The 24709-nt window shown below is 63.4% G+C and carries 29 protein-coding genes and 1 tRNA gene; 13 read left to right on the plus strand and 17 right to left on the minus strand.

Annotated elements, in window-relative coordinates:
• Positions 1 to 22 precede the first annotated feature (22 nt).
• Together GRI65_RS07010 and GRI65_RS07015 are read right to left on the minus strand one after the other, a co-directional pair.
• The gene (locus GRI65_RS07010) at positions 23 to 2212 is read right to left on the minus strand and encodes a TonB-dependent receptor (protein WP_160755830.1); all 2190 of its coding nucleotides are present in this window, start codon (positions 2210 to 2212) and stop codon (positions 23 to 25) included.
• Between the two features lie 168 nt (positions 2213 to 2380).
• A tRNA-Gly gene (locus GRI65_RS07015) sits at positions 2381 to 2455 on the minus strand.
• A gap of 258 nt (positions 2456 to 2713) precedes the next feature.
• Here GRI65_RS07015 and GRI65_RS07020 point away from each other — a divergent pair.
• Together GRI65_RS07020 and GRI65_RS07025 are read left to right on the plus strand one after the other, a co-directional pair.
• A complete protein-coding gene (locus tag GRI65_RS07020) occupies positions 2714 to 3622 on the plus strand; it encodes a tetratricopeptide repeat protein (RefSeq protein ID WP_232844062.1) in 909 nt (302 codons plus the stop codon).
• 4 nt (positions 3623 to 3626) lie between these two features.
• Entirely contained in the window at positions 3627 to 4238 is a 612-nt protein-coding gene (locus tag GRI65_RS07025; RefSeq protein ID WP_160755832.1) for an LON peptidase substrate-binding domain-containing protein, read from the plus strand.
• An 11-nt stretch (positions 4239 to 4249) separates the two neighbouring features.
• On the opposite strand, the gene GRI65_RS07030 is transcribed toward GRI65_RS07025, so the two are convergent.
• From GRI65_RS07030 to argB, 6 genes are all read right to left on the minus strand, one after another.
• Positions 4250 to 4873, minus strand: a complete 624-nt coding sequence (locus GRI65_RS07030; RefSeq protein WP_160755833.1) for a MarC family protein — start codon at positions 4871 to 4873, stop codon at positions 4250 to 4252.
• The gene (locus GRI65_RS07035) at positions 4870 to 5556 is read right to left on the minus strand and encodes a hypothetical protein (RefSeq protein WP_160755834.1); all 687 of its coding nucleotides are present in this window, start codon (positions 5554 to 5556) and stop codon (positions 4870 to 4872) included. Before GRI65_RS07035 ends, GRI65_RS07030 begins: the two co-directional genes overlap by 4 nt.
• Complete coding sequence (gene folD, locus GRI65_RS07040) at positions 5553 to 6452, minus strand: bifunctional methylenetetrahydrofolate dehydrogenase/methenyltetrahydrofolate cyclohydrolase FolD (protein ID WP_160756519.1); 900 nt, start codon at positions 6450 to 6452, stop codon at positions 5553 to 5555. The genes GRI65_RS07035 and folD overlap by 4 nt, the downstream gene beginning before the upstream one ends.
• Positions 6452 to 6739, minus strand: coding sequence for a YggT family protein (locus GRI65_RS07045; protein WP_408609032.1), 288 nt, complete (start codon positions 6737 to 6739; stop codon positions 6452 to 6454). Before GRI65_RS07045 ends, folD begins: the two co-directional genes overlap by 1 nt.
• Positions 6740 to 6835: 96 nt before the next feature.
• Positions 6836 to 7378, minus strand: a complete 543-nt coding sequence (locus GRI65_RS07050; RefSeq protein ID WP_160755835.1) for a hypothetical protein — start codon at positions 7376 to 7378, stop codon at positions 6836 to 6838.
• A 3-nt stretch (positions 7379 to 7381) separates the two neighbouring features.
• Positions 7382 to 8305 carry an acetylglutamate kinase gene (gene argB / locus GRI65_RS07055; RefSeq protein WP_232843990.1) on the minus strand — a complete coding sequence of 308 codons (924 nt, stop codon included), beginning with the start codon at positions 8303 to 8305 and terminating at the stop codon, positions 7382 to 7384.
• A gap of 112 nt (positions 8306 to 8417) precedes the next feature.
• On the opposite strand from argB, the gene GRI65_RS07060 reads away from it, so the two are divergent.
• Positions 8418 to 8921 carry a thermonuclease family protein gene (locus GRI65_RS07060; protein WP_160755836.1) on the plus strand — a complete coding sequence of 168 codons (504 nt, stop codon included), beginning with the start codon at positions 8418 to 8420 and terminating at the stop codon, positions 8919 to 8921.
• Between the two features lie 22 nt (positions 8922 to 8943).
• Here the strand turns inward: GRI65_RS07060 and GRI65_RS07065 are convergent, their stop codons facing one another.
• A complete protein-coding gene (locus GRI65_RS07065) occupies positions 8944 to 9234 on the minus strand; it encodes a DUF1294 domain-containing protein (RefSeq protein WP_160755837.1) in 291 nt (96 codons plus the stop codon).
• A 32-nt stretch (positions 9235 to 9266) separates the two neighbouring features.
• On the minus strand, positions 9267 to 9512 hold the full coding sequence (locus GRI65_RS07070) for a YdcH family protein (protein WP_160755838.1): 246 nt from the start codon (positions 9510 to 9512) through the stop codon (positions 9267 to 9269).
• Between the two features lie 130 nt (positions 9513 to 9642).
• Between GRI65_RS07070 and GRI65_RS07075 the strand changes: the two genes are divergently transcribed.
• On the plus strand, positions 9643 to 10038 hold the full coding sequence (locus GRI65_RS07075; protein ID WP_160755839.1) for a hypothetical protein: 396 nt from the start codon (positions 9643 to 9645) through the stop codon (positions 10036 to 10038).
• A 99-nt stretch (positions 10039 to 10137) separates the two neighbouring features.
• On the opposite strand, the gene GRI65_RS07080 is transcribed toward GRI65_RS07075, so the two are convergent.
• Positions 10138 to 11208 carry a ribonucleotide-diphosphate reductase subunit beta gene (locus GRI65_RS07080; protein ID WP_160755840.1) on the minus strand — a complete coding sequence of 357 codons (1071 nt, stop codon included), beginning with the start codon at positions 11206 to 11208 and terminating at the stop codon, positions 10138 to 10140.
• Positions 11209 to 11428: 220 nt separating this feature from the next.
• On the opposite strand from GRI65_RS07080, the gene GRI65_RS07085 reads away from it, so the two are divergent.
• Positions 11429 to 11644: a hypothetical protein gene (locus tag GRI65_RS07085; protein WP_160755841.1), complete on the plus strand. Its 216-nt coding sequence runs from the start codon at positions 11429 to 11431 to the stop codon at positions 11642 to 11644.
• 115 nt (positions 11645 to 11759) lie between these two features.
• Positions 11760 to 11999, plus strand: a complete 240-nt coding sequence (locus tag GRI65_RS07090) for a DUF2171 domain-containing protein (protein ID WP_160755842.1) — start codon at positions 11760 to 11762, stop codon at positions 11997 to 11999.
• A 90-nt stretch (positions 12000 to 12089) separates the two neighbouring features.
• Here GRI65_RS07090 and GRI65_RS07095 read toward each other — a convergent pair whose 3' ends face one another.
• The 5 genes from GRI65_RS07095 to GRI65_RS07115 all read right to left on the minus strand — a co-directional run bounded on the left by GRI65_RS07095 (position 12090) and on the right by GRI65_RS07115 (position 18443).
• Positions 12090 to 12389, minus strand: a complete 300-nt coding sequence (locus GRI65_RS07095; RefSeq protein ID WP_202391268.1) for a hypothetical protein — start codon at positions 12387 to 12389, stop codon at positions 12090 to 12092.
• Positions 12389 to 14452: a ribonucleoside-diphosphate reductase subunit alpha gene (locus tag GRI65_RS07100; protein ID WP_160755843.1), complete on the minus strand. Its 2064-nt coding sequence runs from the start codon at positions 14450 to 14452 to the stop codon at positions 12389 to 12391. Before GRI65_RS07100 ends, GRI65_RS07095 begins: the two co-directional genes overlap by 1 nt.
• A gap of 515 nt (positions 14453 to 14967) precedes the next feature.
• A complete protein-coding gene (locus GRI65_RS07105; RefSeq protein ID WP_160755844.1) occupies positions 14968 to 15855 on the minus strand; it encodes an alpha/beta fold hydrolase in 888 nt (295 codons plus the stop codon).
• Positions 15856 to 15876: 21 nt separating this feature from the next.
• Positions 15877 to 17463: an L-aspartate oxidase gene (gene nadB, locus GRI65_RS07110; protein WP_160755845.1), complete on the minus strand. Its 1587-nt coding sequence runs from the start codon at positions 17461 to 17463 to the stop codon at positions 15877 to 15879.
• Positions 17460 to 18443 carry an ABC transporter ATP-binding protein gene (locus GRI65_RS07115; RefSeq protein WP_408609034.1) on the minus strand — a complete coding sequence of 328 codons (984 nt, stop codon included), beginning with the start codon at positions 18441 to 18443 and terminating at the stop codon, positions 17460 to 17462. Before GRI65_RS07115 ends, nadB begins: the two co-directional genes overlap by 4 nt.
• Before the next feature lie 183 nt (positions 18444 to 18626).
• Here GRI65_RS07115 and GRI65_RS07120 point away from each other — a divergent pair, with 183 nt between their 5' ends.
• From GRI65_RS07120 to GRI65_RS07145, 6 genes are all read left to right on the plus strand, one after another.
• Positions 18627 to 18887: a zinc-finger domain-containing protein gene (locus GRI65_RS07120; RefSeq protein ID WP_160755846.1), complete on the plus strand. Its 261-nt coding sequence runs from the start codon at positions 18627 to 18629 to the stop codon at positions 18885 to 18887.
• A 116-nt stretch (positions 18888 to 19003) separates the two neighbouring features.
• Entirely contained in the window at positions 19004 to 19555 is a 552-nt protein-coding gene (locus tag GRI65_RS07125) for a DUF4402 domain-containing protein (protein ID WP_160755847.1), read from the plus strand.
• 126 nt (positions 19556 to 19681) lie between these two features.
• Positions 19682 to 20248, plus strand: a complete 567-nt coding sequence (locus GRI65_RS15240) for a DUF4402 domain-containing protein (protein WP_160755848.1) — start codon at positions 19682 to 19684, stop codon at positions 20246 to 20248.
• Between the two features lie 26 nt (positions 20249 to 20274).
• Positions 20275 to 21699 carry a metalloprotease TldD gene (gene tldD / locus GRI65_RS07135; RefSeq protein WP_160755849.1) on the plus strand — a complete coding sequence of 475 codons (1425 nt, stop codon included), beginning with the start codon at positions 20275 to 20277 and terminating at the stop codon, positions 21697 to 21699.
• A 91-nt stretch (positions 21700 to 21790) separates the two neighbouring features.
• On the plus strand, positions 21791 to 22234 hold the full coding sequence (locus GRI65_RS07140; RefSeq protein ID WP_160755850.1) for a hypothetical protein: 444 nt from the start codon (positions 21791 to 21793) through the stop codon (positions 22232 to 22234).
• Complete coding sequence (locus GRI65_RS07145) at positions 22231 to 22656, plus strand: hypothetical protein (protein WP_160755851.1); 426 nt, start codon at positions 22231 to 22233, stop codon at positions 22654 to 22656. Before GRI65_RS07140 ends, GRI65_RS07145 begins: the two co-directional genes overlap by 4 nt.
• A gap of 37 nt (positions 22657 to 22693) precedes the next feature.
• Here GRI65_RS07145 and GRI65_RS07150 read toward each other — a convergent pair whose 3' ends face one another.
• The gene (locus GRI65_RS07150; RefSeq protein ID WP_160755852.1) at positions 22694 to 23662 is read right to left on the minus strand and encodes an NAD(P)H-dependent flavin oxidoreductase; all 969 of its coding nucleotides are present in this window, start codon (positions 23660 to 23662) and stop codon (positions 22694 to 22696) included.
• A 263-nt stretch (positions 23663 to 23925) separates the two neighbouring features.
• On the opposite strand from GRI65_RS07150, the gene GRI65_RS07155 reads away from it, so the two are divergent.
• Positions 23926 to 24660 carry a carbonic anhydrase gene (locus GRI65_RS07155; protein ID WP_232843991.1) on the plus strand — a complete coding sequence of 245 codons (735 nt, stop codon included), beginning with the start codon at positions 23926 to 23928 and terminating at the stop codon, positions 24658 to 24660.
• The last annotated feature ends 49 nt before the right edge of the window (positions 24661 to 24709 follow it).

Genomic DNA, 24709 nt, shown 5'->3' on the forward strand with positions numbered 1-24709 from the left:
CTCCGCGGCGCGAAAGCGTGCCTTAGAAGCTCGCTTTCGCGCTGATCCGGAAATTGCGCCCGGCCAAGGGGACGAAGTCCTTGGTGAAGCTGGCGTGGCGCCGACCTTCGACGTCGAAGATATTGTCCGCCTGCAGCATCAGGGTCAGATTATCGTCCCCGCGGATCGGCTTCCAGGCGACCGAGGCGTTGACGAAGGTAAAGCTGTCGGTGGGCGTTTCGAACGCGGCCAGCCGGGTCTGGCTGTCCGACCACTGGACCTCGGCCCGGACATCGAACCGTTCCGTCTTTGCTTCCAGCGCGCCAAGCAGACTGAGCGGGGGGATACGCGGCAGCGCGCTGCCGTCATCCAGCTTCGCGCGCACATAATCGCCGCGCAAATCCGCCAGTAGCGAAAACGGGCCGCTGTCGATCAGGGGCAGCGAAATCTCGCCTTCGACCCCGAAATATTCGGCGTCGTCCTGCAGGTACTGGAACACCGGCAAATCGTCTTCCTCCAGCCCGGTTTCCTCGAGGTAGATGTAGTTGCTGAACCAGTTCTTGTAGACCGCGACGTTGACACTCGCGAGCCCGATCCGGCCGCGCATGAAAGCCTCTACCCCGAACGCGCTTTCGACGTCGAGATCGAGATCGCCGATCTCGAACGCCTGCGTCGCGATGTGCGGCCCGTTGGACAGCAGTTCCTCCGCGCTCGGCGCACGTTCGACCCGCGATCCGGTGACGCCGAAGCGGAACCCGCCGGCCGTCTCGTGTGCAAGGCTGACAGCTCCCGACCAGCTGTCGAAATCGCGGATGAAGCCGAGCTGCTGCGATTCCACTTCGGTCCCTTCGTAGCGGCCGGCGAATTCCAGCTGGACCGGACCGATGGCAACTTCCTGGAGGGCGAATGCGGCAATCTGCGAAGTCAGGTTGGGCGGGATGTAGGCTTCCGCGCCTTCGGCAGAAAAGTCGCGGAAGTAATATTGCGTACCGACAACACCGTTCCAGGTGCCGCGCTGGTTCTGGACCAGTTCGGCCCGTGCCTCGAAACCCTGGACGTCGAAGGTGGTGCCCACTTCCTCGCCTTCGAATTCGGTATGGGTGTAATCGCTATAGCCGAACCGGGTGCGGAGCTGGGAGAAGATCCCGCCGCCCAGCGCCAGTTCGCCGCGCATGTCCGCGCGGTATTGGCGCAGACCGATGGTAACGATTTCCGCGCCTTCTTCCTCTTCGCCGCCGTCTTCCTCTCCGCCTTCTTCCCCGTGGGCGTGGCCCGTCCCGGGGCGCGTGGGGACGCCGTAAGTCGTATCGTACAGTCCGATTGCGGCACCGAGATTGCTCTCGCCCGCGAAGAACGCGAATCCGGCATTCGCGCTGTATGTTTCGGTCGCGCTGTTCGGCAGCACGCCGCGAAGGTTGGCGGCTTCCTGCAATTCGGCGGCTTCTTCCGGCTCGTCCGCCTGATCGGCATCGGCTTCCGCGAGCAGTTCGGCCCGCAGGCTGTCGGAGGCGACGAAGCCGGGAATTTCGAGGTCCTCGGTGCGGCGGTACGACCCGTCGACGTGGAACACGAAGTATTCGCCCGCGGGAACATCCAGCGACAGACCGCCTTCCGCCATGTTGGCGGCGGTGTTGGCACCAAGGCGGGCGTCGAGATGGAAAGGTTCGTCGAGACGCCGCAAGGGGATGCGCTTGTCGATCACGTTGACCGCGCCGCCGATCGCCTGGCTGCCGTAAAGCATCACTGCCGGCCCGCGCAGGACTTCGATGCGTTCCGCGGTCAGCGGATCGATCGAGACCGCGTGATCGGCGGAGGTGTTGGACACGTCGATCGCGCCGATCCCGTCGACCAGGACCTTGACGCGTTCACCCGAAAAGCCGCGCAATACCGGGCGCGACGCACCGGGGGAGAAGCTGGTCGCGCTCACACCCGGAAGCTTCGCAAGCGTTTCGCCAAGCTGTCCGTCAAGGCTGCGCTGGAGCTCCACGCCCTGCATGACCGATGTTCCCGCCAGCACGTCGAGCTGGGTCACGCCAACTGCGCTGACCACGATGGTGGGGTCGGAGCGGTCACCGGTTGTGTGGAAATCGTCTTGCGAATCGTTGGCCTGCGAGGCGGCAGGCGTGCGCTCGCGAGTATTTTGCGCAAGGGCTGCGGAAGGCAGGGCTATCGCTGCAATGGCGAGGATGGAGGTCGAAGGGCCGGCAAGGCGGCTTAAAGTATGATACAACATATCACGCCTGATAGCGGGCGAAGTTTGCAATGCAACATCGAATCCAGGGATTGCGACGAACCGATCAGGCGGAACGATGAAGACCACGAATTCGCGCCCGATACGACGCCGATCAGGCATTTCGGGCGGACCCAGGGGGCCGCAATCATCGATGCTACGGGAGAAAACTGGAGCGGGCGAGGCGATTCGAACGCCCGACCCCAACCTTGGCAAGGTTGTGCTCTACCCCTGAGCTACGCCCGCTCACTGTTGTTCCCTTGGGGTCCCCAAAAGGGGTTCACCAGACCGCAGGTCCGGTGGGGAAGCGGGCAACTAGCAGCGGTCTTCCACCCTAGCAAGGGGAAAATCGCACGCCCGGCGAGTGCGCGCCGAACGTCCCGAACATCTCCGGCGTTTTGCCCTTCACATATGCTGCGAAAGGCCCACATTGGGGCCTTACGCGAATGCCGCCGCAAGCGCGGTACCGTTACGCCAGACAAACAGGAGTGCATCTTGGCCAGCATGGGTCTCAATATCGACGAGCAAAAAGCCATCGAACGTTTCAAGCGGGATATCGTCGAACCGTCGATGACCAAGCTGGTAGTGCTCGATTTCTGGGCCGAATGGTGCGGGCCGTGCAAGGCGCTCACCCCCATCCTCGAAAAGGTCACGGCGGAATACGCGGATAAGGGCGTGATTCTGGCCAAGGTGAACGTGGACGAGGACCAGTTCATTGCCTCCCAGTTCCAGGTTAAATCCATTCCCACCGTCTACGCGATGTTCCAGGGCCAGCCCGTCGCCGACCTGACCGCAGCGCGGACCGAGACGCAGCTGAAGCAGGTGCTCGACCAATTGCTCGAAAAACTCCCCGTCGAAGCCGGCGCGCCGGGCGAGAAGCAGCAGCAGGACGTGACCCAGTTCATCACCATGGCCGAGCAGGTGCTCGCCGAAGGCGACGCGGAGCGGGCCGCCGGGGTATTCGGCCAGATCACCGAAATGGCCCCGGACAACGCCGCCGGTCATGCCGGACTGATCCGGGCGCTGGTGGCGCTGGGCGAAACGCAGGAAGCACAAGGCGTGTTAGACGGGCTCGACCCGGCGCTGAAGGACGATCCGCTGATCCAGGCTGCAGCCTCCGCGCTCGAACTGGCCGGGACGACGGTCGACGAAGGCGAATTGCAGGCCCTGCGCGCAGCCGCCGCCGAACGTCCGGCCGACATGGACGCGCAGTTTGCCTTCGCCGAAGCCGCCTATGCCGCGAAGTCGCGCGACGAAGCCGCCGATACGCTGCTGGCGATGATCGAGGCGGACCGCGAATGGAACGAGGGCGCGGCGAAAGCAAAGCTGCTCCAGATATTCGAGGCCGTGGGTCTGGAAGATCCGTGGGTAGTGGCCACCCGCCGCCGCCTGTCCAAGATATTGTTCGGGTAAGCGAATGGCAAAACGCCTGTCGATCTTCCCCCTTACCGGCACCATCCTGCTGCCCGGACTGCAATTGCCGCTGCATCTGTTCGAACCGCGGTACCGCGCGCTCGCCAGCGATGCCCTTGCGCGGGACCGGCGGATCGCGATGATCCAGCCGCAACGTCCGTCGGAAGGCGCGCCGCTGTTTTCGGTCGGCTGCGTGGGACGGATCGGGGAGTTCGAGGCGCTTGACGATGGCCGGTTCAACCTGGTGCTGGAAGGCGAGCAGCGGTTCCGCGTGATCCGCGAGCTCGATGTCACCACCCCGTTCCGGCAAGTCGAAGCGGAACTGCTGGAGGATGACGAGAACGAGGCGTTGAGCAGTGTCGAACGCGCCGGATTCGAACGCGAGGCGCGGCGCTTTGCCGATGCGCAGGGTTACAGCGTCGACTGGGATTCGGTTGCGCGGTTGGACGACATGTCGCTGATCAACGGCGTGTCCCAGATCGCCCCGTTCGATCCGGCCGCGAAACAGGCATTGCTGGAGGCGGACGACATTTCCACCCGGTGCGAATTGCTGGTCCAGCTGATGCAGTTCTTCGGCCGCCGCGACGGCGACGATGACCGGGTGACCCTGCAGTAGCTGGGGCCGGTTTAGACGCCGAAGCTTTCCCGCAGTCCGTCGATCACATATTGCGCCGCCAGCGCCGCCAGCAGCACGCCCAGCAGGCGGGTGATGACCGCTTCCACCGAGGCACCGAACAGGCGCATCAGCGGGCTTGCGGCCATCAGCGCAAACATCGTTAGCAGCAGGACCGATGCGAGCGCGCCCAGGATCACCAAGGTGCTTTCGATGCCGGAAGAGCCGCCCACCAGCAGCATGACCGAGGCGATCGCGCCCGGCCCCGCCAGCATCGGCATCGCCATCGGGAACACCGACACGTCCTCGACTTCGGGAGTGCCCATGATTTTTTCTGCCCGTTCCTCGCGCCGCTGGGTGCGCTTTTCGAACACCATGTCGATCGCGATCATGAACAGCATGATGCCGCCCGCGATCCGGAACGCGCTGAGTTCGATGTGCAGCGCCGACAGCAGTTTCTCGCCGAACAAAGCAAAGCCGAGCAGGATAGCGCCCGCAATCAGACACGCCTTGATCGCCATGAACCGTTGCTGCGCCGGGGTCGCATCGCGGGTCAGCCCGGCATAGATCGGCGCGCAGCCGGGCGGATCGATCACCACGAACAGCGTAATGAAGGCGGACAGGAACAGCTCGATCATGGCCGCTCGATCGCGGCTGGTGCCGGCGGAATCGAAATGTCGATGACCCGCTCCATGGTGCCGCCGGGCGCGGCCGTCCACACGGTGAAGTTGCGGGTACCATCGGCGGCGAACGCGTAGGTCCAGCCGAGCGTGCCATCGGCAGAGCGGCGCAGGTCAGCGGCGCCAGCAGGAACGGTGCCTTCGCCGCCGCATTCGGCAACCTTGGCGGAAATCATCTCGGGCTGGCTGGCTGCGTCTCCGGTCGGCCAGCCGAAATCGAACACCCAGCGGTATTCACCGCCGCGCTGCCGCTGCCACACGGTATGGCCGAGACCGGAGGTACCGTCATTCGGATCGGTGAAGGCGAACTGGGTCACGGCCAGTGTCCCATCGCAACTGGACCAGACCGCGAGCGGCTGCCAACTGACGGATTGCGCCGGGTCCTGCTGTTTGCCGAGCCACGGCGCGGCTTCGAACGCGCCGGAGCGCCCGAAAATCTGGGCGTCATTGGCGGCGAATTTCCGGAACGCGGTCCATTGGCCGTCCTCCCGCGCGGCGCGGGCGAAGGCTAGTTCCGTCGCGATCACTTCGCTCGGATTGGCGACCGGGTCCAGCGTCCTGCGGGGACCGCCTGAACCGGCACAGGACACCAGCGCGAGGGATGCTGCCAGCGACAGGCCCAGGGCTGCACGAAATTTCATAGCGCGCCCTCCGCCAGGTCGATCCCGGCATTGCGGTGCGCCGCGACCAGAGTGTTGCGCAGCAGGACGGCGATCGTCATCGGGCCGACCCCGCCCGGCACGGGGGTAATAGCTCCGGCAATTTCGCTCACCTCGTCGAAGGCGACATCGCCCACCAGCCGTCCCTTGTCGGAACCTTCGGCGGGCGGAAGGCGGTTGATCCCGACGTCGATCACCGTCGCGCCCGGCTTGATCCAGTCGCGTCCGATCATTTCCGCCCGGCCAACCGCGGCTACCACGATATCGGCGCGGCGGACCACTTCGGGCAGGTTTTTCGTCCGGCTGTGCGCGATGGTGACGGTAGCGTTCGCGGCGAGGAGCAATTGCGCCATCGGTTTGCCGACGATGTTGGACCGGCCGATCACCACCGCTTCCAGCCCTGACAGATCGCCCAACCGGTCCGTCATCAGCATCATGCAGCCCAGCGGGGTGCACGGCACGAAACCCGCCTGCCCCACCGCGAGCCGGCCCGCGCTGATGACATGGAACCCGTCGACGTCCTTGTCCGGCGAAATGGCGGAGATAACCGCCTGCTCGTCGAGATGCGCAGGCAGCGGCAGTTGCACCAGGATACCGTCCACCGCCGGGTCCGCGTTGAGCCGTTCGACCAGCGCCAACAGTTCCTCGCCCCCGACATCGTCCGGCAGCCGGTGTTCGAAACTATTCATGTTCGCCGCCAGCGTCGCCTTGCCCTTGGACCCGACATAGACCTGGCTGGCCGGATCATTGCCCACCAGCACCACCGCGAGGCCCGCCTTGCGCCCGGCCTTCTCCGCGAAGTCCGCAGCCAATGCGCCGACCTTCTCGCGCAGTCTGAGCGCGGCGGCCTTGCCGTCGATGATTTCGGCGGCGGCCATCATACTGTCGTGTACGCGACTTCGAGCAGGATCCGCATGATGATCTGCAGGCCGATGATCAGCACCAGCGGGGAAAAGTCGATCGCGCCGGTCGCGGGCAGGATGCGCCGGATCGGGTTCAGCACCGGTTCGAGCAGCGAATTGATCGAATTGTAGATCTGCCGGAGGAATTCGTTGCTCGGGTTGATCACGTTGAAAGCGAACAGCAGCCCGATGATGAACTGCACGATGATCAGCATGACGAGCACGTTGACCAGCATGGAGAGGATGTCGATTATCAGGAACAAGGATAGGTCCTTCCGGCTAAGGGTTCGCAGTTACGCGGCAGTTGTTCGGGCGCTGATACAGGAGGATGGCGGACTGTATCAACCGCATAATACGCATCACGGGGTCGGAGTTTTCGCCGGGCCGGTCAACCCCTCGTAGATAGTGCTGTTCGTGATCCGCCAGCGCAGCTGCTCCGGTGTCGCGCCGGGCACATCGTTGACGCGGCGGAAGGTGAGCGTCCCCTGTTTCAGCGGGGTTTGCGGATTGTCCCCGTCGCGCAGGGTCACGGTAACTTCGCAGAACAGCGACCCTGCCGCGCCTTCTTCGCGAGCCTGCCCGATCTGGAGGTCCGGCGTCCCGTAACCTTCGTAACCGAGCGCCAGCTTGTCCGTGCCGATCGGTTCGGCCCAGGCCTGCGCCGCGGCGGAGAATTTCTTTTCGCCCAGCGCCGCCGCGTAGGCCCCCGCGACTTCGGTGCAATCCCGGCTCGAGAACGCTTCGGGCAGTTCCACAAGCGCCGGTTCGTAATTGGTCATCGCGACCACCTCGGCCTCGTCCGTTTGCGCCGCCGGGGCAGTATCGCCCGCACTGCCGCATCCGGCCAGCACCAGGAACATCGCGGGCGGGATCGTCAACCGGAGGAGCGCCGAGGGGTTCATGTTTTAGGCCTTTCTGATGAGGGTGCCGGCCCCGCGGCTGGTGAAGAATTCCAGCAGCATGGCATGGGGTACCCGTCCGTCCAGCACCACCGCTGCATCGCAGCCGCTTTCTACGGCGTGAATGCAGGTTTCCAGTTTCGGGATCATCCCGCCGCTGATCGTGCCGTCATCGCGCAGCTGCTTGATCGCCGCCGGGTCGAGATCGGTCAGCAGGGCGCCCGATTTGTCCAGCACGCCCTTCACGTCGGTCAGCAGGAACAGCCGCGCCGCGCCCAGTGCCGCGGCGATCGCGCCGGCCATGGTGTCGGCGTTGATGTTGTAGGTATGCCCGTCCGCGCCCGCTCCGATCGGGGCGACCACCGGGATCATCCCCGCCGCGCTGACGGTGTCGAGGATGGTCGTGTCCACTTCCGATGGCTCGCCGACGAATCCCAGGTCCACTACCCGTTCGATGTTGCTGTCCGGGTCCTTGGTGGTGCGCTCCACCTTGGTGGCGGTGACCAGCCCGCCGTCCTTGCCCGATATCCCGATCGCCTTGCCGCCCGCCGCCGCGATCCAGCCAACCAGTTCCTTGTTGATCGCGCCCGACAGGACCATTTCGGCGATGTCGGCGGTGGCCTTGTCGGTCACCCGCAGCCCGTCAACGAAGCTGCTTTCGACCCCCAGCCGTTTGAGCATTGCGCCGATCTGCGGCCCGCCGCCGTGGACGACTACCGGGTTGATCCCGACCGCCTTCAGCAGCACCACGTCCTCGGCAAATTCGCGCGCGGCCTTGGGATCGCCCATCGCGTGGCCGCCGTATTTGACCACGAAGGTGCGGCCCTTGTAGCGCTGGAAATAGGGCAGCGCCTCGATCAGCGTTTCCGCCTTGGCCAGGATGGTCCTGTCATCCGCCATAATTTCAGCCCCGTCCGCCCCGTCCGTCATGCGCAAAATCCTCAAGCCTTCACCCGGCGCGCTTAGCGGCTTGGCGCGGCATAGGAAAGCCGGTTGCCGCATTTTGCCGGGTAGGTACCACCACCAGAGGTTGGGAACCGGAATGGGCGGAGGCGGGGCCGGGGCGCAGGCTGGCGCGCATGATCCGTACCCTCTTCGTCGCAGCGTTCCTGCCCCTGCTCGCCGGCCCCACCCTGCGGCGGGCGAAGCAGGGCAGGCCGCTGCACAGGGTGCCGCCATCACCGCGCCCGCCCTGCCCATGTCCTTCGCCCCATGCGGCGCGGCGCGGCGGATTCACTGCGTGGTCGATGGCGACACCTTCTGGCATGCGGGCGCGAAGATCCGGATCGCCGACATCAACACCCCCGAGACATCGCGGCCCGGCTGCGCGGACGAGGCACGGCTGGGCGCGCGTGCGACCCTGCGCCTGACGCAATTGCTGAACGCCGGGCCCTTCGCGCTGGAACAACAGGGCCGCGATACCGACCGCTACGGCCGCCAGCTAAGGATCGTCACCCGCGGCGGAGCCTCGATCGGCGCGGTGCTGGTTGCGGAAGGCCTCGCCGAACCCTGGACCGGCCGCCGCCGCGACTGGTGCGCGGTTTAGGTCTGCGGTTTCGGGCCTGGCGCTAGCGCGCCACTGCTAAGAATATCAGCAGGCCAGCCACAGCCACCTGGAATACCGCGATCATTTGCAAATTGCCGGAGAAGGGCTGCTTGCGGGTCTTGTGCCGGAACAGGTGCCGCGCCGCATAGGCTCCGGGTGTACCGCCCATTATCGCCCATTGCAGCAGCGACGCTTCGGAAATCCGCCGTGCGCCGCGTTCCGCCTTTGCCTTGTCGATCCCGAAGGCCGCGAACGTGGCGAAGTTCACCGCGATCAGCCAATAGGTAACATATTCAGGGTTCAGCAGGTCCATGCGGCCGCTCTACCACTGAAATGGTTGAGAAATTATGCCGGCGCGGCGGTGACCATTCCGGAGATTTCATCCAGCAGCGCAAGGCGGCGTTTCTTCAGTTCCTCGGCATGTTCGTCCGACACCGGGGTGATCTCCGCGTCGCTGCGGTGAATTTCATCGTTCACCTCGTGATATTCGTCCGCCAGCTTGCGGAAATGGGTGTCCTCCAGCTTGAGCCGGTGCAGCGCCGCGGTGCAATCGGGAAACTCGGCGTGGAGATCGTGCGGGGTGTTGGACATCGGGAAAAGCCTTTCATGCTCGTCCCCCACCCTACCACGCCCGCCGCCCGCAGCATTGCGCCAAATCAATTTGTGCGCCGGAGCGGGCGCGGATTTTGGCGGGCCGCGGCGCGAGTGATAGGGTGCGCTGATGAGGACCAGCCCGATCAGAGCCGCCGCCAGCTATTTCGCGCTGATCTTCATGCTCGGCTTCGCGCTGGGCACATTGCGCGTCATGTGGCTGGCGCCGATGGTAGGGGAGGTCGCCGCAGTGCTGGCCGAATTGCCGGTGATGCTGACCGCCAGCTATGTCGCCGCGCGCTGGCTGACCCGCCGGTTCGATATTACGAGCCGCGGAGACGCTGCGCTGATGGGCGGGACCGCCTTCGCCCTGTTGATGCTGGCCGAGGCAATTCTGTCCCGCGCGCTGTCCGGCACCGGAATTGCGGAATGGTTTGCCAGCCTGTTTTCCGTGCCCGGGCTTTACGGTCTGGCAGGTCAGATCGGGTTTGGAGCGATGCCGCTATGGGTGCGGCGGACTGGCTGAGCGGCGGCGGGCCGGCAATGCAGGAGATCTATTCGCAGGCGATGCCGTCACCGTCCATGTGACTGCCGTATCAATACAGTTTCGCGCTCGAGCAATAACCTACTCCGCCGCCACACTCCCGGCACCAGCATCATCGCCGAACAGCCCCGGCCCGTCGTCCATGGCGGCGTCGTTGGCTTCGTCGCCTTTCTTGGCGGACTGGCGTTTGTCGAAGCTGGACCATACGTCCTGCCAGTTGCCCCTTGTGGCGCCCTTCGAATATTCGGTGGCGCGGGTTTCGAAGAAGTTGGCGTGCTCCACTCCGTTCAGCAGCGGGGCGAGCCACGGCAGCGGGTGGTCTTCGACCATGTAGATCGCCGGCAGGCCCAGCTGGCTGAGGCGCCAGTCGGCGATGTAGCGGATGTAGTGCTTGATTTCCTTCGGCGTCATGCCGGGGACGGGGCCGTCCTCGAACGCGAGGTCGATAAAGGCGTCTTCCAGCCGGACGGTTTTCTGGCAGGCGTCGAGGATGTCTTCCTTGACCGCTTTCGTCAAGCAGTCGCGTTCCTGAGTGAAGGCGTGGAACAGGCGGGTGATGCCTTCGCAATGCAGCGATTCGTCGCGCACGGACCAGCTGACGATCTGCCCCATGCCCTTCATCTTGTTGAAGCGCGGGAAATTCATCAGCATCGCGAAGCTGGCGAACAGCTGCAGCCCTTCGGTGAACCCGCCGAACATTGCCAGCGTGCGGGCAATATCCTCGTCATTTTCGACGCCGAATTCCTGCAGGTAATCGTGCTTGTTCTTCATCTCCTCGTATTCGAGGAACATGCCGTATTCGCTTTCCGGCATCCCGATGGTGTCGAGCAGGTGCGAATAGGCCGCGATGTGGACTGTTTCCATGTTGGAAAACGCCGCCAGCATCATCTTGATCTCGGTCGGTTTGAACACGCGCGCGTATTTTTCGTGGTAGCAATCCTGCACCTCGATGTCCGCCTGGGTGAAGAAGCGGAAGATCTGGGTGAGCAGATTGCGCTCGTGATCGCTGAGGTTCTGCGCCCAGTCGCGGCAATCTTCGCCCAAAGGCACTTCTTCGGGCATCCAGTGGATTTGCTGCTGCCGTTTCCAGAAGTCGTAAGCCCACGGATATTCGAAGGGCTTGTAGGTCTTACGGGACTCGGTCAACGACATATAGTGTCTCCATCGGAATTTGCGCGTCGGACAACCATACAGAATCGCCGGCAGAAAGCGAAGGCAAACCTTCCCGATTCGGCGTGGATAAAGGGGTTTATTTCTGCGTGTTCGAAAAGCGGTCGCGGAACCGGCGAACCGGCTCCGGCGTAGATCGGGGGTAACGGCAGCGCGCGCTCACTTCCCCGGCGCGGCTGCCCCAACCGAAAGGACTGCCGCCATGGGCAAATACGAACCCGACGATTCCCGCGACGTGACCCTGAACCCCAACACCGCGCCCGGCGAGCCCCCGCGCACCGGCCCCCGCGAAGGCGAAACCCGCCGCCCGCCGGCGGACAAGGGTCCGGATGAAAAAGACAAGGCACCCAGGGATGGGACGCAAACCGGTTATGGCAATTCGCGCGACGAACAGGGCCGCACCGAACAGGACCAGTAATCGGGCAATTCGGCCTTCGCCTCACCAGCCGTGGCTGACATGCGGCGGACCGAGGAACGAACAGGGCTCGCTAGCCGTTGGTTAGGTGAAAGCAAATGAAAAGAAAGGACAAAACATGTTCGAGAAGATCCGCATCAAGGAACACATGGAAGTCGCCAATTACAAGGGCGACCATGTCGGAACCGTCGATGAAGTCGATGGCGACATGATCAAGCTGACCAAGTCGGACAGCGCCGATGACACGCACCACAAGCTCAGTCTGGAAGACGTCGGAAAGATCGACGACAACCGGATCTACCTGAAGCAGACTGCGCGCATTCCCGTCGGCCTCGGCAACAAGGCCACCATGGCCTGACCCGATAAAACGATTTCTACCGCACCGCGAGGTCGGTAGCAAAAAGCCCCCGGCCTCACTTCGGTGAGGGCGGGGGTTCTGCTGTGCGCGTCAGGTGCGCGCCCGCTTCCTGGAGGAAAACCACGATCCGCCGCCGAGCACGGTAATCCCGAGGAAGAACCCGAAATCGTACCAGCCGCCGCGATTGGGCACCGCGTAGACCGCGATATCGGGCACGAACAGCGATGCGATCCACGCGAACGGGAAAATGAACCCGTGCCACAGCCCGAGCAGGAACCCCGGCGCGGTACCCGATTGCTCGACCGCGGAAGGAACCTGCGTCGCGCAGGCCGAAAGCAGGATGAGCGCCGCCATCGCAGCACCCATCCGGACTTTCGGGTTTGCCAGCATTACTGGCAGCTCAGGCATTCTTCGTAATCCGTTTGCTCGGCGCCGGACATCAGTTCGATCTTGGCGAGTTCGGAAGTGTTGTCCGCTTCCACGCCGCCCGCGAAACCGGCGCGCTGGATCGATTTCGAGCGCAGGTAATAGAGCGACTTGATGCCTTTTTCCCACGCCTGGAAATGCAGCATTGCCAGATCCCATTTGTCGACATCGGCCGGAATGAACAGGTTCAGGCTCTGCGCCTGGTCGATGAACGGCGCGCGGTCGGCGGCGTATTCGAGCAGGTAGCGCTGGTCGATCTCGAAGCTGGTCTTGTAGATCGCCTTTTCTTCGGCCGACAGGAAATCGAGGTGCTGGACGCTGCCGCCCTTCTCCAGGATGGTGTTCCAGACGTTGGTCGAATCCTTGCTCTTTTCGCCAAGCAGTTTCTGCAAATACGGGTTCTTGACCACGAAGCTGCCGGACAGCGTCTTGTGGGTGTAGATGTTGGCCGGGATCGGTTCGATACAAGCGCTGGTGCCGCCGCAGATGATGCTGATCGACGCAGTCGGAGCGATTGCCATCTTGCAGCTGAAGCGTTCCATCGCGCCCATGTCTTCCGCGTCGGGGCACGGGCCGCGTTCATGCGCCAGCAGCATGGAGGCTTCTTCCGCCTTGCCGCTGATGTGCTTGAACATCTTGAGGTTCCAGACCTTGGCCATGCTGCCTTCGAGGGGCAGGTTTTTCATCTGAAGGAACGAGTGGAAACCCATCACGCCGAGGCCGACCGAACGTTCGCGCATGGCGGAATATTTCGCCCGCGCCATTTCTTCGGGTGCGCGGTCGATATAATCCTGCAGCACGTTGTCGAGCATGCGCATCACGTCTTCGATGAAGACCTTGTCGCCGTTCCATTCGTCCCACTTTTCAAGGTTGAGCGAGGACAAGCAGCACACGGCGGTGCGATCGTTACCAAGATGGTCGATCCCGGTCGGCAGGGTGATTTCGCTGCACAGGTTGGAGGTCGAAACCTTCAGCCCGAGGTCGCGGTGATGCTTGGGCATCATCCGGTTCACCGTGTCGGAGAATACGATGTAGGGCTCGCCCGTTGCCAGCCGGGTTTCGACCAGCTTCTGGAACAGCGAACGTGCATCCACCGTGCCGCGAACTTCGCCGGTCTTGGGCGAAAGCAGGTCGAACTTCTCGCCCGCGCGGACCGCTTCCATGAACTTGTCGGTCAGCAGCACGCCGTGGTGCAGGTTCAGCGCCTTGCGGTTGAAATCGCCCGAGGCCTTGCGGATTTCGAGGAATTCCTCGATTTCCGGATGGGACACGTCGAGATAGCACGCGGCACTGCCGCGCCGGAGCGAACCCTGCGAAATCGCGAGGGTCAGGCTGTCCATCACCCGCACGAAGGGGATGATGCCGCTGGTCTTGCCGTTCAGGCCGACCGGTTCGCCAATCCCGCGGACATTGCCCCAATAGGTGCCGATGCCGCCGCCCTTGGACGCGAGCCAGACATTTTCGTTCCAGGTGTTGACGATGCCTTCGAGGCTGTCGGACACCGAATTTAGATAGCAGGAAATCGGCAGGCCGCGGCTGGTGCCGCCGTTGGACAGCACCGGCGTCGCGGGCATGAACCACAGCTTCGAGATGTAGTCGTACAGGCGCTGCGCATGGTCCTGGTCATCCGCATAGGCATCGGCCACGCGGGCGAACAGGTCCTGGAAATTCTCGCCCGGCAGCAGGTAGCGGTCGATCAGGGTGTTCTTGCCGAAATCGGTCAGCAAGGCGTCACGGCTGTTGTCGGTCACCACGTCGAAGCGCCGGTCGCGCACCTTCTTGGTGTCGGCCTTGTCCGCTGCGGCACCGGCGGAATTCACCGCAGCTGCCAGCGCGCCAGTCATCGCTTCAGCGGCCTTCTCGGCTACCAGCTCGTCGCTGCCCATATCGGCGGTTTCCATTGTCACAACGTGCTTCTCTTTGCTTTTGGCCGGGCTGTCTGCCGACCGGGTCGGGGTGTCGTCGATTGTGTCGTTACTATCCAGATCGAGCCCCATGGCTGCATCGTCCCCGCTTTTGAAATCCATTTCCGCCCCGTCCTCAATGTGGTGGGAACACCGCCTGCGATCAAGCCAATGTTCTACTTCCGTTCGATTCGGCGGAGTATGCCCCCACCTAGCAATTTTCGTAGGCCAGCGGGGAAAAACTTATCCCCCCAAATACCCACAGTTGCCGCAAAACACCCTTGAAACTTTCCCGAATCGGCCCTCGCCGCCCTTGCCAGGCAAGCCGATGGAGTAACAAGGTCTAGTAGGTGCCCCCCGGTAACTAACCACTAGATAGTGAATCAGCGGGGGCAATCACGCAAGAGGGTAAATTGGAATTAACCGTGCCCGGGCGGTCCCCGGAGCGGGTGTGTTGCGCGGCCAATACGCCGCGACGCGTGGAGAAACCTTGGCTCGCGAAGTGCGCAAGTCCAAAAATGAATCTGCGAAAAAATATTTCGCCGGATAAGATGGCTTTCGGGGTTTGAATCAATCGAATCGAGCCGCGCAATTTTCATTCACGAAATGCCCGCCGGAATGGGCCCAAATCCGTGCAATCAAACCGCGCTGGCAGCGTGCTCCGCAATTGCATCGGCCATCGGCCCGACCAGTTCCACCGGCAAATCGTGCCCCATGCCGGGAAACAGTTTGAGCTTCGCGCCGGAAATATGCGCGGCGGTATCGTGTGCGCCTTCCACCTTGACCAGCGGATCGGCCTCGCCGTGGACCACGAGGGTCGGCGCATTGATCTTCGCTAGCCGGCTGCGGCGATCCCCGTCGGCGATGATCGCGGCCATCTGGCGGGCCATCCCGGCGGGATAGAAACTGCGTTTGAAATTGTTTTCGATCTTCTGATGCAGCACCGCTTCGTCCGCCGGATAGGCCGGGCTTCCGATCGCGCGGGCGACGCGCACGCCGTGGGCGCGGATCGTCTCCATCTCGGTGTTGGCCGGGCGGGTGGTCAGGGCCGCCATCGCTTCCTTTTCCGCCGCGGGCACGCTGGAATGGCCGGTAGTGGACATGATCGAGGTCAGGCTGAGCACGCGGCCGGGATGCTCCGCCGCGATCAGTTGCGCAATCATCCCGCCCATCGAAGCGCCGACGATATGCGCGCGGTCGATTCCCAGCGCGTCAAGCAGTCCGACCCCGTCCGCCGCCATGTCCGACAGCGTATACGGCACGCGCGGCTTCAGCCCGACCTTCGCCTTGATCATGGTCCAGGGGATCGAGACCTTGCCTGCGTCCTCGAACTTATGGCTCAGGCCGATATCGCGGTTGTCGTAGCGGATGACCCGGAACCCGCGCGCCACCAGCGCCTCGACCAGCTCCATCGGCCACAGCGTCAATTGTGCGCCCAGCCCCATCACCAACAGCATCGCGGGATCGCTCTCCGCACCATAGGATTCGTATTCGAGGGGGATTCCGTTCGCGGTGATCCGGGGCATAAATCTACTTTCCTGTCCTGTTCACGGCACCAGTACCGTGTCGCGCGCGATTTCGTCCGTTTCCGGATAATCGAGCGTATAATGCAGTCCGCGGCTTTCGTGGCGGGCCAGCGCGGACCGCACGATCAGTTCGGCGCTTTGCAGCAGGTTCCGTAATTCGATCAGGTCGGTCGTGACCCGGAAATGGCCGTAATAATCGGCGACTTCCTCGTTCAGCAGCCGGATGCGGTGCTGCGCGCGTTCGAGGCGTTTGGTGGTGCGCACGATGCCGACGTAGTTCCACATGAAGCGGCGGATCTCGGTCCAGTTCTGCTTGATGATCACTTCTTCGTCGGAATCGGTGACACGGCTTTCGTCCCACGGGTTGATCGGCGGCGGCGCGGCAAATTCGTCCCACCTCGCCAGGATATCGGCCGCCGCCGCTTCGCCGAACACGAAACATTCAAGCAGGCTGTTGGACGCCAGCCGGTTCGCGCCATGGAGGCCGCTCTCGGTGCATTCGCCCGCCGCGTAAAGTCCGGGCAGGTCGGTCCGCCCCGCAAGGTCGATCAGGATGCCACCGCAGGTGTAATGCTGCGCGGGCACGACCGGGATCGGCCCCTTGGTCATGTCGATGCCGAGCCCGAGCAGCTTGTCATGGATGGTCGGGAAATGGCCCTTCACGAATTCCGGGTCGAGGTGGCTGATATCGAGATGGACGCAATCGAGGCCGTAACGCTTGATCTGGTCGTCGATCGCGCGGGCAACCACATCGCGCGGGGCCAGTTCCATGCGTTCGGGGTCGTAATCCGCCATGAAACGGTGGCCGGTTTCAGGGTGGAGCAGATGGCCGCCCTCGCCCCGGACGGCCTCGGTGATGAGGAAATTCTTGACCTCGAGATTGTACAGGCAAGTCGGGTGGAACTGCATCATTTCCATGTTGGAAACCCGCGCGCCCGCACGCCACGCCATCGCGATCCCGTCGCCGGTTGCGCCCCGGGGCGCGGTCGAGAACTGGTACACCCGGCCTGCGCCGCCCGCCGCCATGATCGTGGCGTGGGCGGTATGCGCCTCCACCTTGCCGGTCGCGTCGTCCAGCGCGTAGGCGCCCCACACCCGGCCGGAGCCGGAATAGCGCTTCTCGTGCCTGCCGGTGATCAGGTCGACGCAGCTGCGCCCCGGCAACATGGTGATGTTGGGGTTGGCGCCCGCCGCCTTCAGCAAGGCTTCCTGCACCGCCCAGCCGGTCGCATCGTTAACATGCACGATCCGGCGGTGCGAATGGCCGCCTTCGCGGGTCAGGTGCAGGTCGGCCCCTTCTGCGTTGAAGGGGACGCCGAGTTCGGCCAGCCGGGCAATCGAATGCGGCGCGCGTTCGATTACGTATTCGACCGTCTCCAGCCGGTTGAGACCTGCACCTGCGCGCATCGTATCCTGGATATGGTTTTCGAACGTATCGCCCGCATCGAGTACCGCCGCGATGCCGCCCTGCGCCCACGCGGTACTGCCCCCGTCGAGTGATCCCTTAGCGAGGACGAGGACCTTTTTGTGCTGCGCGAGCGCCAGTGCAGCGGTCAGCCCGGCCGCGCCCGAACCGATGATCAGGACGTCGTGCACCTGACTAGTCATCCGCGGGATGCCGCGCTGGTCAGGGTCACGAAAACATCCTCAAGGTCCGCTTCCCGCGTGGTGACGTCTTCCACGATCAGCCCCTGCGCCTGGAGGATTGCCAGTACTTGTCCGGCGGTCAGATTGTCCTTGTTATACGTCACTTCCACGCCGCGCGGGCCGGCCAGTTCGCTCTTGACGAACGCTTCGTGCTCCGGCGCGGCGGCCAGGTCGCTACCAACGGTCACTGCGACGATTTTTTCCCGCGCCATGTCGACCATTTCGCGGGTCGGCTTGTTGGCGATCAGCTCGCCGTGGTTGATGATCGCGATCCGGTCGCACAATTGCTCGGCTTCCTCGAGGTAATGGGTGGTCAGCACCACGGTCACCCCGTCATCGTTGAGGCTAGTCACCAGTTCCCACAGCAATTTGCGTAATTCGACATCGACGCCCGCGGTCGGCTCGTCGAGGATCAGGATCGGCGGCGAATGGACCATCGCCTTGGCGATCAGCAGGCGGCGCTTCATCCCGCCCGACAGTGTGCGGGCATAGGCATCACGCTTGTCCGCCAGGTGGACCGCTTTCAGCAGCGCCTCGGATCGGCGCAGGGATTTGGCCACGCCATAGAACCCCGCCTGGTTTTCCAGCACTTCATAGGGTGTGAAAAACGGATCGAAGACGATTTCCTGCGGCACGATCCCGATTGACCGCTTAGCGTTGCGGGTATGGGTGTCGATGTCGAAACCCCAGATTTCCGCCGTGCCGCTGGTCTTCGTCACCAGTCCGGCAAGAATATTGATCAGGGTCGATTTGCCCGCACCATTGGGACCCAGCAGGCCGAAAATTCCGCCTTCGGGTACATCGAAACTGACCCCTTCCAGCGCCAGCTTGCCCTCGCTTCCCTTCACCCCGGCATAGCGTTTAACAACGTCGCGAATGGCGATCGCCGGCGGAGCGTATGTCATGGCGGCGGGGCCGGCAGGGGCAGTTTGGCTGGTCATTCCGCTCACCTAGGGCGGAGGCATGTAAGCCGTAAAGCGCTTTTCGCGGGAATGCAGGCCTCCTATCCCGGCAATCTCGATTGGCATGGCGACGTGCGGGCCGGATCGATTAGTCCTCCATGCTGCCGCGCGGCGCTGCGGACCGCTTGCGAATCCGCGGCCATGTGCTTATCGGCGTCGGGTATGACCATTCCGCCGCCCGAAACCATCTTCGTCGACCATGCCCGCGTCAGTTGCGACGGTGCCAGCGCCATTCGCGGCCCCGCGGTCGGCGGCGCGGCCTATCTGCCCGCCGCGCTGGGGCATCCGCGGGTTTATCTCGAGATCGACGAGCACGGCTATGTCGACTGCGGTTATTGCGACCGGCGATTTGTCCTGCGGGGCGGACCGGCGGATGGTAAGGACCAGGCAGCGCTTCGTGATATTTCGTCCGGTGCCAGCTGAAAACTAACAAGTCGCCCCATCAGGGCCATGCTCAAGTCGCCCCATCAGGGCCATGCTTAAGCTCTATTTAACCAGCGACGGCTAGGCCACTCCCTGAACTGGGGAAGTGGGCGATCGTGAAATCCAAACTTGCAAGATTATGCGCTGCCGGCGCGTTGCTGCCCACCCTCGCTTGCGGGCTGGGCACGCCTGCATGGGCGGACGATACGGCAGAAGCGGAATCGCGGGTTCTCGTGCTTCGCCCGCTGTCGCTGATCAAGGACGACGATCTCGATTTCGGATTGATTGTGCCGGGCCCGACGCAAGGATTCGTCATCCTCGCGCCCGAAGGCGGCGTGACCAGGACCGGCGGGGTCCGCGCGCTGGCCGGGGATAACCAGCCTGCGACCTTCTATGGTTACGGCACCTACCGGCAAAATTTGCGGCTTCGGGTCACCGCCAACTCCTACCAGCTCCGCCGACAGAACGGCACCGAGACGATGCGGCTGGACACGATGACGATCAGCAGCAATCCGCAAACCCAGCTGACCACCACCCCGCGGCTGTTCTACATCGGCGCTCTCGATGGCTTCTTCAGCTTCGCTCTCGGCGGACGGTTGCGGGTCGGCGCCAACCAGCGGGTCGGTGTCTATACCGGCAATGTTACGGTAACTATCGATTACCTCTGACGAAGTGGGCATCAACGCAGCATAGCCCGTAATTCGGTGTTAACCCCGTGTGTTAACCATTCTTGGTCACCAGAAATTCTGCTCTGATGCGCCATAGGTGTTCTCCAGTCGGGGGCATCATTCATCGTGTTTTTCAGATATTCCGGTTCGGTCATCGGGACGCGCATGGCGCTGCGCACCCTGCTGGCCGGCGCCTTGTTCCTCCCCGCGATCCCTGCATACGCCGCTGACGAAGCGACCGCGGATGCCGCTGCCAGGGTGATCGACAGCACGCGGCTGCTGAATGTCGAGGCGTTGCAGTTCGGCCAGATCGTCCCGAGCGGATCAGGCGGCGCGGTGATGATCAACGCGAACACCGGCAACGTAACCACCATTGGCGAGGTTGTGACCATCGCCAGCACCCAGACCCGCGCCCGGTTTACGGTCGATGCGCCGATCGGGGTGGTCATGATCCTGTCCGGCGATCCATCGGTGGAACTGACCCGGGTGGGCGGAACCGAAACCATGACCGCGTCCCTTATCCACCGGCCGACCAGCGGCCTAATTACCTTGACCTTGTTCGGCCTGCCGATCGGGCTGCTCGCGACATCTCCGACCCAGGAGATCCATACCGGGGGCTCGCTGGTGGTGGCGGGCAACCAGGCGGAGGGCGTCTACGAAGGCACCTTCACGCTGATGATCGCCTATCTTTAGGCGGCCTGCCGCCCTATATGGACGGGATGAGCACATTCGATCCCGCGTCGCTGATTTACGCCGACGGCAAGCTGACCCCGTCCGAAGCGAAGTCGCTGGCCGCACAAACCCTGTCGCGGTGCGATGACGGCGAACTGTATCTGCAATACACCGCCAGCGAAGCGTTTACGTTCGACGATGGCCGGCTGAAGACCGCGGATTATTCACGCGATTCCGGGTTCGGCCTGCGCGGTATTTCGGGCGAGATGACCGGATTCGCCCACGCCAGCGACATCAGCGCGGCTGCCATCCGCCGGGCCGGAGAAACGCTCCAGTTGCTCGATCCTGCGAAGGGCCAGCCCGCCCCGCCTCCGCGCCGCAACAACCGCCACCTTTACACCGACGCCAGCCCACTCGACGGCATCTCCTTCGCCCGCAAGGTCGAATTGCTGGAAACCATAAATGCCGCGGCCCGTGCCCACGATCCGCGCGTGGCGCAGGTAACCGTGTCGCTCCTCGGCAGCTGGAACGTGGTCGAGATCGTCCGCGCTGATGGCTTCGTTGCGCGCGATATCCGCCCCTTGGTCCGGCTCAACATCGCGGTCGTGGCCGAAGCGAATGGCCGGCGGGAGACGGGTTCCTTCGGCATTGGCGGGCGATATCTGTACGACCGCCTGTTCGATCCAGCGGAATGGAACCGCGGGCTCGACAAGGCCGTGGCGCAGGCCATGACCAACCTCGAAAGTGTCGATGCCCCTGCCGGCGAAATGACCGTGCTGCTTGGTCCCGGCTGGCCCGGCGTGCTGCTGCACGAGGCTATCGGTCACGGGCTGGAAGGCGATTTCAACCGCAAGGGCACCAGCGCGTTTTCCGGACGGCTCGGTGAACGCGTCGCCGCGCCCGGGGTGACGGTGGTCGATGACGGGACCCTCGAAAATCGCCGCGGTTCGCTGTCGATCGACGATGAAGGCACCCCGACATCGGAAACGGTGCTGATCGAGGACGGCATCCTCGCGGGCTATATGCAGGATCGCCTCAACGCGCGCCTGATGGGGGTCGCAGCTACCGGCAACGGCCGCCGCGAAAGCTACCAGCACGCGCCGATGCCGCGGATGACCAACACCTTCATGCGCAGCGGCGAGGACGATCCGGCGGAGCTGCTTTCCCGCGTAAAGAAGGGTATCTTCGCCAAGAGTTTCGGCGGCGGCCAGGTCGATATCGTGTCGGGCAAGTTCGTCTTTTCCTGCACCGAGGCGTATCTGGTCGAGAATGGCCGGATCGGCGCCCCGATCAAGGGCGCGACGCTGATCGGCGACGGCCCGAGCGTGCTGACCAAGGTGCGCGGCATCGGTAGCGATCTGGAACTGGACGAAGGCGTCGGGGTGTGCGGCAAGGGCGGGCAAGGCGTTCCTTGCGGTGTAGGTCAGCCGACCCTGCTGGTTGACGGACTGACCGTGGGGGGCACCGCCTGACCGGTTGGCTGACAACGGTTCGACCGCGGAATGGCTCAAGTCAGCGTGCGTTCAGGGATATCGGTTATGCTGCCGGTCTTGGAGTGAAGCCATGATAGTCAGATCCCTATTCGCCAGAATTTCCCTGCCGGCCGTTGCCGCGTTGTCCGTTCTCGCAGTGCCCGCCGCGGTGCATGCGGCGCAGGAGGACAAACAGCCCCGTAACGCTGAGGGTGAGGCCGAACTTGCCAAGCTGCTCGAGGGCCGGACAATGGGCGAGCCCCGAAAATGTCTAGGGGATAGCGAACGGCGCAACATGCAGGTTATCGACGACACCGCATTTGTCTTCCGTGACGGCGACACGCTCTATGTGAACCGGCCGGACAACGCGAGTTTCCTCGACGAGTTCGATGTGCCGGTATTCCGGGTATTCGGTTCCGAGCTGTGCCGCCTCGACCAGGTCGAAATGCGCAGCCGGGGATCCGGTATCGGCGGGCCGGTCCTGATCCTTCAGGACTTCATCCCCTACACGCGAGAGAAGGAATCGAGCCAATGAAACCGATCAACCAATTCGCAGCCCTGGCGGCTCTGACAATGCTGGCCGCTCCCGCCGCTGCGCAGGAAGACGCAGGCACCCTGACCAAGGGTGAAGTCGAACTCGCCAAACTGCTCGAAGGCCGGGTTGCGGGCGAACCGCAAAGCTGTGTTCGCAGCCTGCCGAGCGAGAATATCAACGTGATCGACGGCACCGCGCTGGTCGTGGGCCGGGGCAAGACAATCTATGTCAACGTGCCCCAGTACCCCTCCTCGCTGGATGACGATGATGTCCTGCTGGTGCGACGTTTCAGCGGTAGCCAGCTGTGCCGGCTCGACCAGATCGAAACCCGCGACCGGTTTGGCGGGTTCTACAGCGGCAACGTGATGCTCAACGATTTCGTGCCCTACACGAGAGTGGAAAAGCGTTCAGACGAAGGCTGAGAGCCGGATTTGCCGCCGACCGGATCAGCGCACCCGTTCAGCGCATTGCGTTCATCCGGCCGATGATGTCTTCGGCCTGGGCCATGATCCGGTCGATCAGTTCCTGACACGTCGGAATGTCGTTGATCAGCCCGGCTACCATCCCGCAGCTCCATGCACCGGCGTCCATCTCGCCGTGCATCATGATCTTCGGATAGACACCGGCTACTTCCTCGATGATGTCCTCGAACTTGAGGTCATCGCCCAGCGCCTTTTCCTTCTCCAGCAGCCTTTCAACCGCCGCATTGGTCATCACGCGTTCGGTGTTGCGCAGCGGACGCATCACCAGCCGGGTATCGAGTTCACTCGCCGCGACGATGGCCGCCTTCACGTTGTCATGCACCGGCGCTTCTTTCGTGGCGATAAAGCGCGTGCCCATATTCATCCCCGCTGCGCCCATCGCAAGGCTGGCCACGAGGCTCCGTCCGTCGGCCATCCCGCCGGATGATACGAAGGGGATTTCCAGCTCGTCCGCCGCCCGCGGCAGCAGGATGAAATTGGGCACGTCGTCCTCGCCCGGGTGGCCGCCGCATTCGAACCCGTCGACCGAGACCGCATCGCAGCCGATGCTCTGCGCCTTTAGTGCGTGGCGGACGGCGGTGCATTTGTGGATCACCTTGATCCCGGCATCCTTCAGGTAGGGCAGCACCGCCACCGGGTTGTTGCCCGCGGTTTCCACCACGGTCACCCCGCCGTCGATAATCGCCTTGATGATCGCGGGGTAATCGGGCGTGTTGACCGTCGGCAGGAACGTGACATTCACCCCGATCGGCTTGTCGGTCATGTCCTTGCACCGGGCAATTTCATTGGCGAGATCGCCGGGGGTCTTCTGCGTCAGCGCGGTGATGATCCCGAGCCCGCCCGCGTTGGACACCGCCGCCGCCATTTCCGCGAACCCGACATAATGCATCCCGCCCTGGATGATGGGATGCTGGATACCGAACATTTCGGTGATGGCGGTTTTCATGGTGGTGGGTTTCCCTCGTATCTCGGCTCGATGTCAGCCCTTGCGAGCGATCAAGCGGTTGCATGAAGGTCTGCCATGATTTTGCCAAGCCCATTGCGGAATTTTTTGGTCTTGCACCGCGCGGCGGTCGTGCTTAACAATGGCGATGCGTAGGCCGGGCCCCTCTGACGTGTTTCGCACGTGATGTCGGACTGCATTTCACGAGTGCATCCGGGGCCGCCAATTCTTCGTTTCCCTGGCTGCAAATCCATGGAGACGCGAATATGCAAAATCATCGAAGAGATTTCCTCAAGACCGCTGCTTTTGGCGGCGTTGCGATTGCCGGTGCCGGGAGCGCGGCGCTGGCCGCTGCGCCGGACGTGCCGCCAGGTACGGGCATGGTGCCGCCAGCCCCGCCCGGGATGACACCCGATCAGGCGCTCGCCTTGCTCGAACAAGGCAACGCTGCCTTCCTTCGCGGCGATAATCGCGCCGATCTGTCGAATGCGCAGCGGCGGCTCGAACTTGCCAAGGGGCAGTCGCCCTTTGCCGCTTACGTCACCTGTTCGGACAGCCGCGTACCGCCGGAATTGCTGTTCGGCCGCGGGCTGGGCGAATTGTTCATCATCCGCAACGCCGGCAACACTGTCGATACGGTGGCGCTGGGCAGTATCGAATACGCGGTCGCGGTGCTGAAAGTGCCGCTGGTGGTGGTGATGGGTCACGAACGCTGCGGCGCGGTGGAAGCGGCGACCAAGGTGGTGACCGAAAACGCCACGTACCCGGGGCAGATCGGCCGGATGATCGAACCGATCATCCCCGCGGTGCTGAAGGTCCGCGATGACGAAGGTGACCTGCTGGACAATTCCGTCCGCTCGAACGTGCGCCGGGTGGCAGGCTATCTGCGGGAACAGACCGATCCGCTGCTGCAGGAACCGTTGGCGACCGGGGCCCTGAAAGTAATCGGGGCGTATTACGACCTCGACACCGGCAAGGTGGATTTCTTCGACCGCGCCTGAGCGCTGGACTGCCAGTATCCATAAGGCGGCGTCCGCACCGGAAAGTGCG

Origin of the sequence: Allopontixanthobacter sediminis (assembly GCF_009828115.1) — a bacterium.
GTDB classification, from domain to species: domain Bacteria; phylum Pseudomonadota; class Alphaproteobacteria; order Sphingomonadales; family Sphingomonadaceae; genus Allopontixanthobacter; species Allopontixanthobacter sediminis.

Coding starts and splice junctions, on each gene's coding strand:
- GRI65_RS07010 (WP_160755830.1), bottom strand. CDS start 2,212: ATGTTGTATCATACTTTAAGCCGCCTTGCCGGCCCTTCGACCTCCATC.
- GRI65_RS07020 (WP_232844062.1), top strand. CDS start 2,714: ATGGGTCTCAATATCGACGAGCAAAAAGCCATCGAACGTTTCAAGCGG.
- GRI65_RS07025 (WP_160755832.1), top strand. CDS start 3,627: ATGGCAAAACGCCTGTCGATCTTCCCCCTTACCGGCACCATCCTGCTG.
- GRI65_RS07030 (WP_160755833.1), bottom strand. CDS start 4,873: ATGATCGAGCTGTTCCTGTCCGCCTTCATTACGCTGTTCGTGGTGATC.
- GRI65_RS07035 (WP_160755834.1), bottom strand. CDS start 5,556: ATGAAATTTCGTGCAGCCCTGGGCCTGTCGCTGGCAGCATCCCTCGCG.
- folD (WP_160756519.1), bottom strand. CDS start 6,452: ATGGCCGCCGCCGAAATCATCGACGGCAAGGCCGCCGCGCTCAGACTG.
- GRI65_RS07050 (WP_160755835.1), bottom strand. CDS start 7,378: ATGAACCCCTCGGCGCTCCTCCGGTTGACGATCCCGCCCGCGATGTTC.
- argB (WP_232843990.1), bottom strand. CDS start 8,305: ATGACGGACGGGGCGGACGGGGCTGAAATTATGGCGGATGACAGGACC.
- GRI65_RS07060 (WP_160755836.1), top strand. CDS start 8,418: ATGGGCGGAGGCGGGGCCGGGGCGCAGGCTGGCGCGCATGATCCGTAC.
- GRI65_RS07065 (WP_160755837.1), bottom strand. CDS start 9,234: ATGGACCTGCTGAACCCTGAATATGTTACCTATTGGCTGATCGCGGTG.
- GRI65_RS07070 (WP_160755838.1), bottom strand. CDS start 9,512: ATGTCCAACACCCCGCACGATCTCCACGCCGAGTTTCCCGATTGCACC.
- GRI65_RS07075 (WP_160755839.1), top strand. CDS start 9,643: ATGAGGACCAGCCCGATCAGAGCCGCCGCCAGCTATTTCGCGCTGATC.
- GRI65_RS07080 (WP_160755840.1), bottom strand. CDS start 11,208: ATGTCGTTGACCGAGTCCCGTAAGACCTACAAGCCCTTCGAATATCCG.
- GRI65_RS07085 (WP_160755841.1), top strand. CDS start 11,429: ATGGGCAAATACGAACCCGACGATTCCCGCGACGTGACCCTGAACCCC.
- GRI65_RS07090 (WP_160755842.1), top strand. CDS start 11,760: ATGTTCGAGAAGATCCGCATCAAGGAACACATGGAAGTCGCCAATTAC.
- GRI65_RS07095 (WP_202391268.1), bottom strand. CDS start 12,389: ATGCTGGCAAACCCGAAAGTCCGGATGGGTGCTGCGATGGCGGCGCTC.
- GRI65_RS07100 (WP_160755843.1), bottom strand. CDS start 14,452: ATGGATTTCAAAAGCGGGGACGATGCAGCCATGGGGCTCGATCTGGAT.
- GRI65_RS07105 (WP_160755844.1), bottom strand. CDS start 15,855: ATGCCCCGGATCACCGCGAACGGAATCCCCCTCGAATACGAATCCTAT.
- nadB (WP_160755845.1), bottom strand. CDS start 17,463: ATGACTAGTCAGGTGCACGACGTCCTGATCATCGGTTCGGGCGCGGCC.
- GRI65_RS07115 (WP_408609034.1), bottom strand. CDS start 18,443: ATGACCAGCCAAACTGCCCCTGCCGGCCCCGCCGCCATGACATACGCT.
- GRI65_RS07120 (WP_160755846.1), top strand. CDS start 18,627: ATGACCATTCCGCCGCCCGAAACCATCTTCGTCGACCATGCCCGCGTC.
- tldD (WP_160755849.1), top strand. CDS start 20,275: ATGAGCACATTCGATCCCGCGTCGCTGATTTACGCCGACGGCAAGCTG.
- GRI65_RS07140 (WP_160755850.1), top strand. CDS start 21,791: ATGATAGTCAGATCCCTATTCGCCAGAATTTCCCTGCCGGCCGTTGCC.
- GRI65_RS07145 (WP_160755851.1), top strand. CDS start 22,231: ATGAAACCGATCAACCAATTCGCAGCCCTGGCGGCTCTGACAATGCTG.
- GRI65_RS07150 (WP_160755852.1), bottom strand. CDS start 23,662: ATGAAAACCGCCATCACCGAAATGTTCGGTATCCAGCATCCCATCATC.
- GRI65_RS07155 (WP_232843991.1), top strand. CDS start 23,926: ATGCAAAATCATCGAAGAGATTTCCTCAAGACCGCTGCTTTTGGCGGC.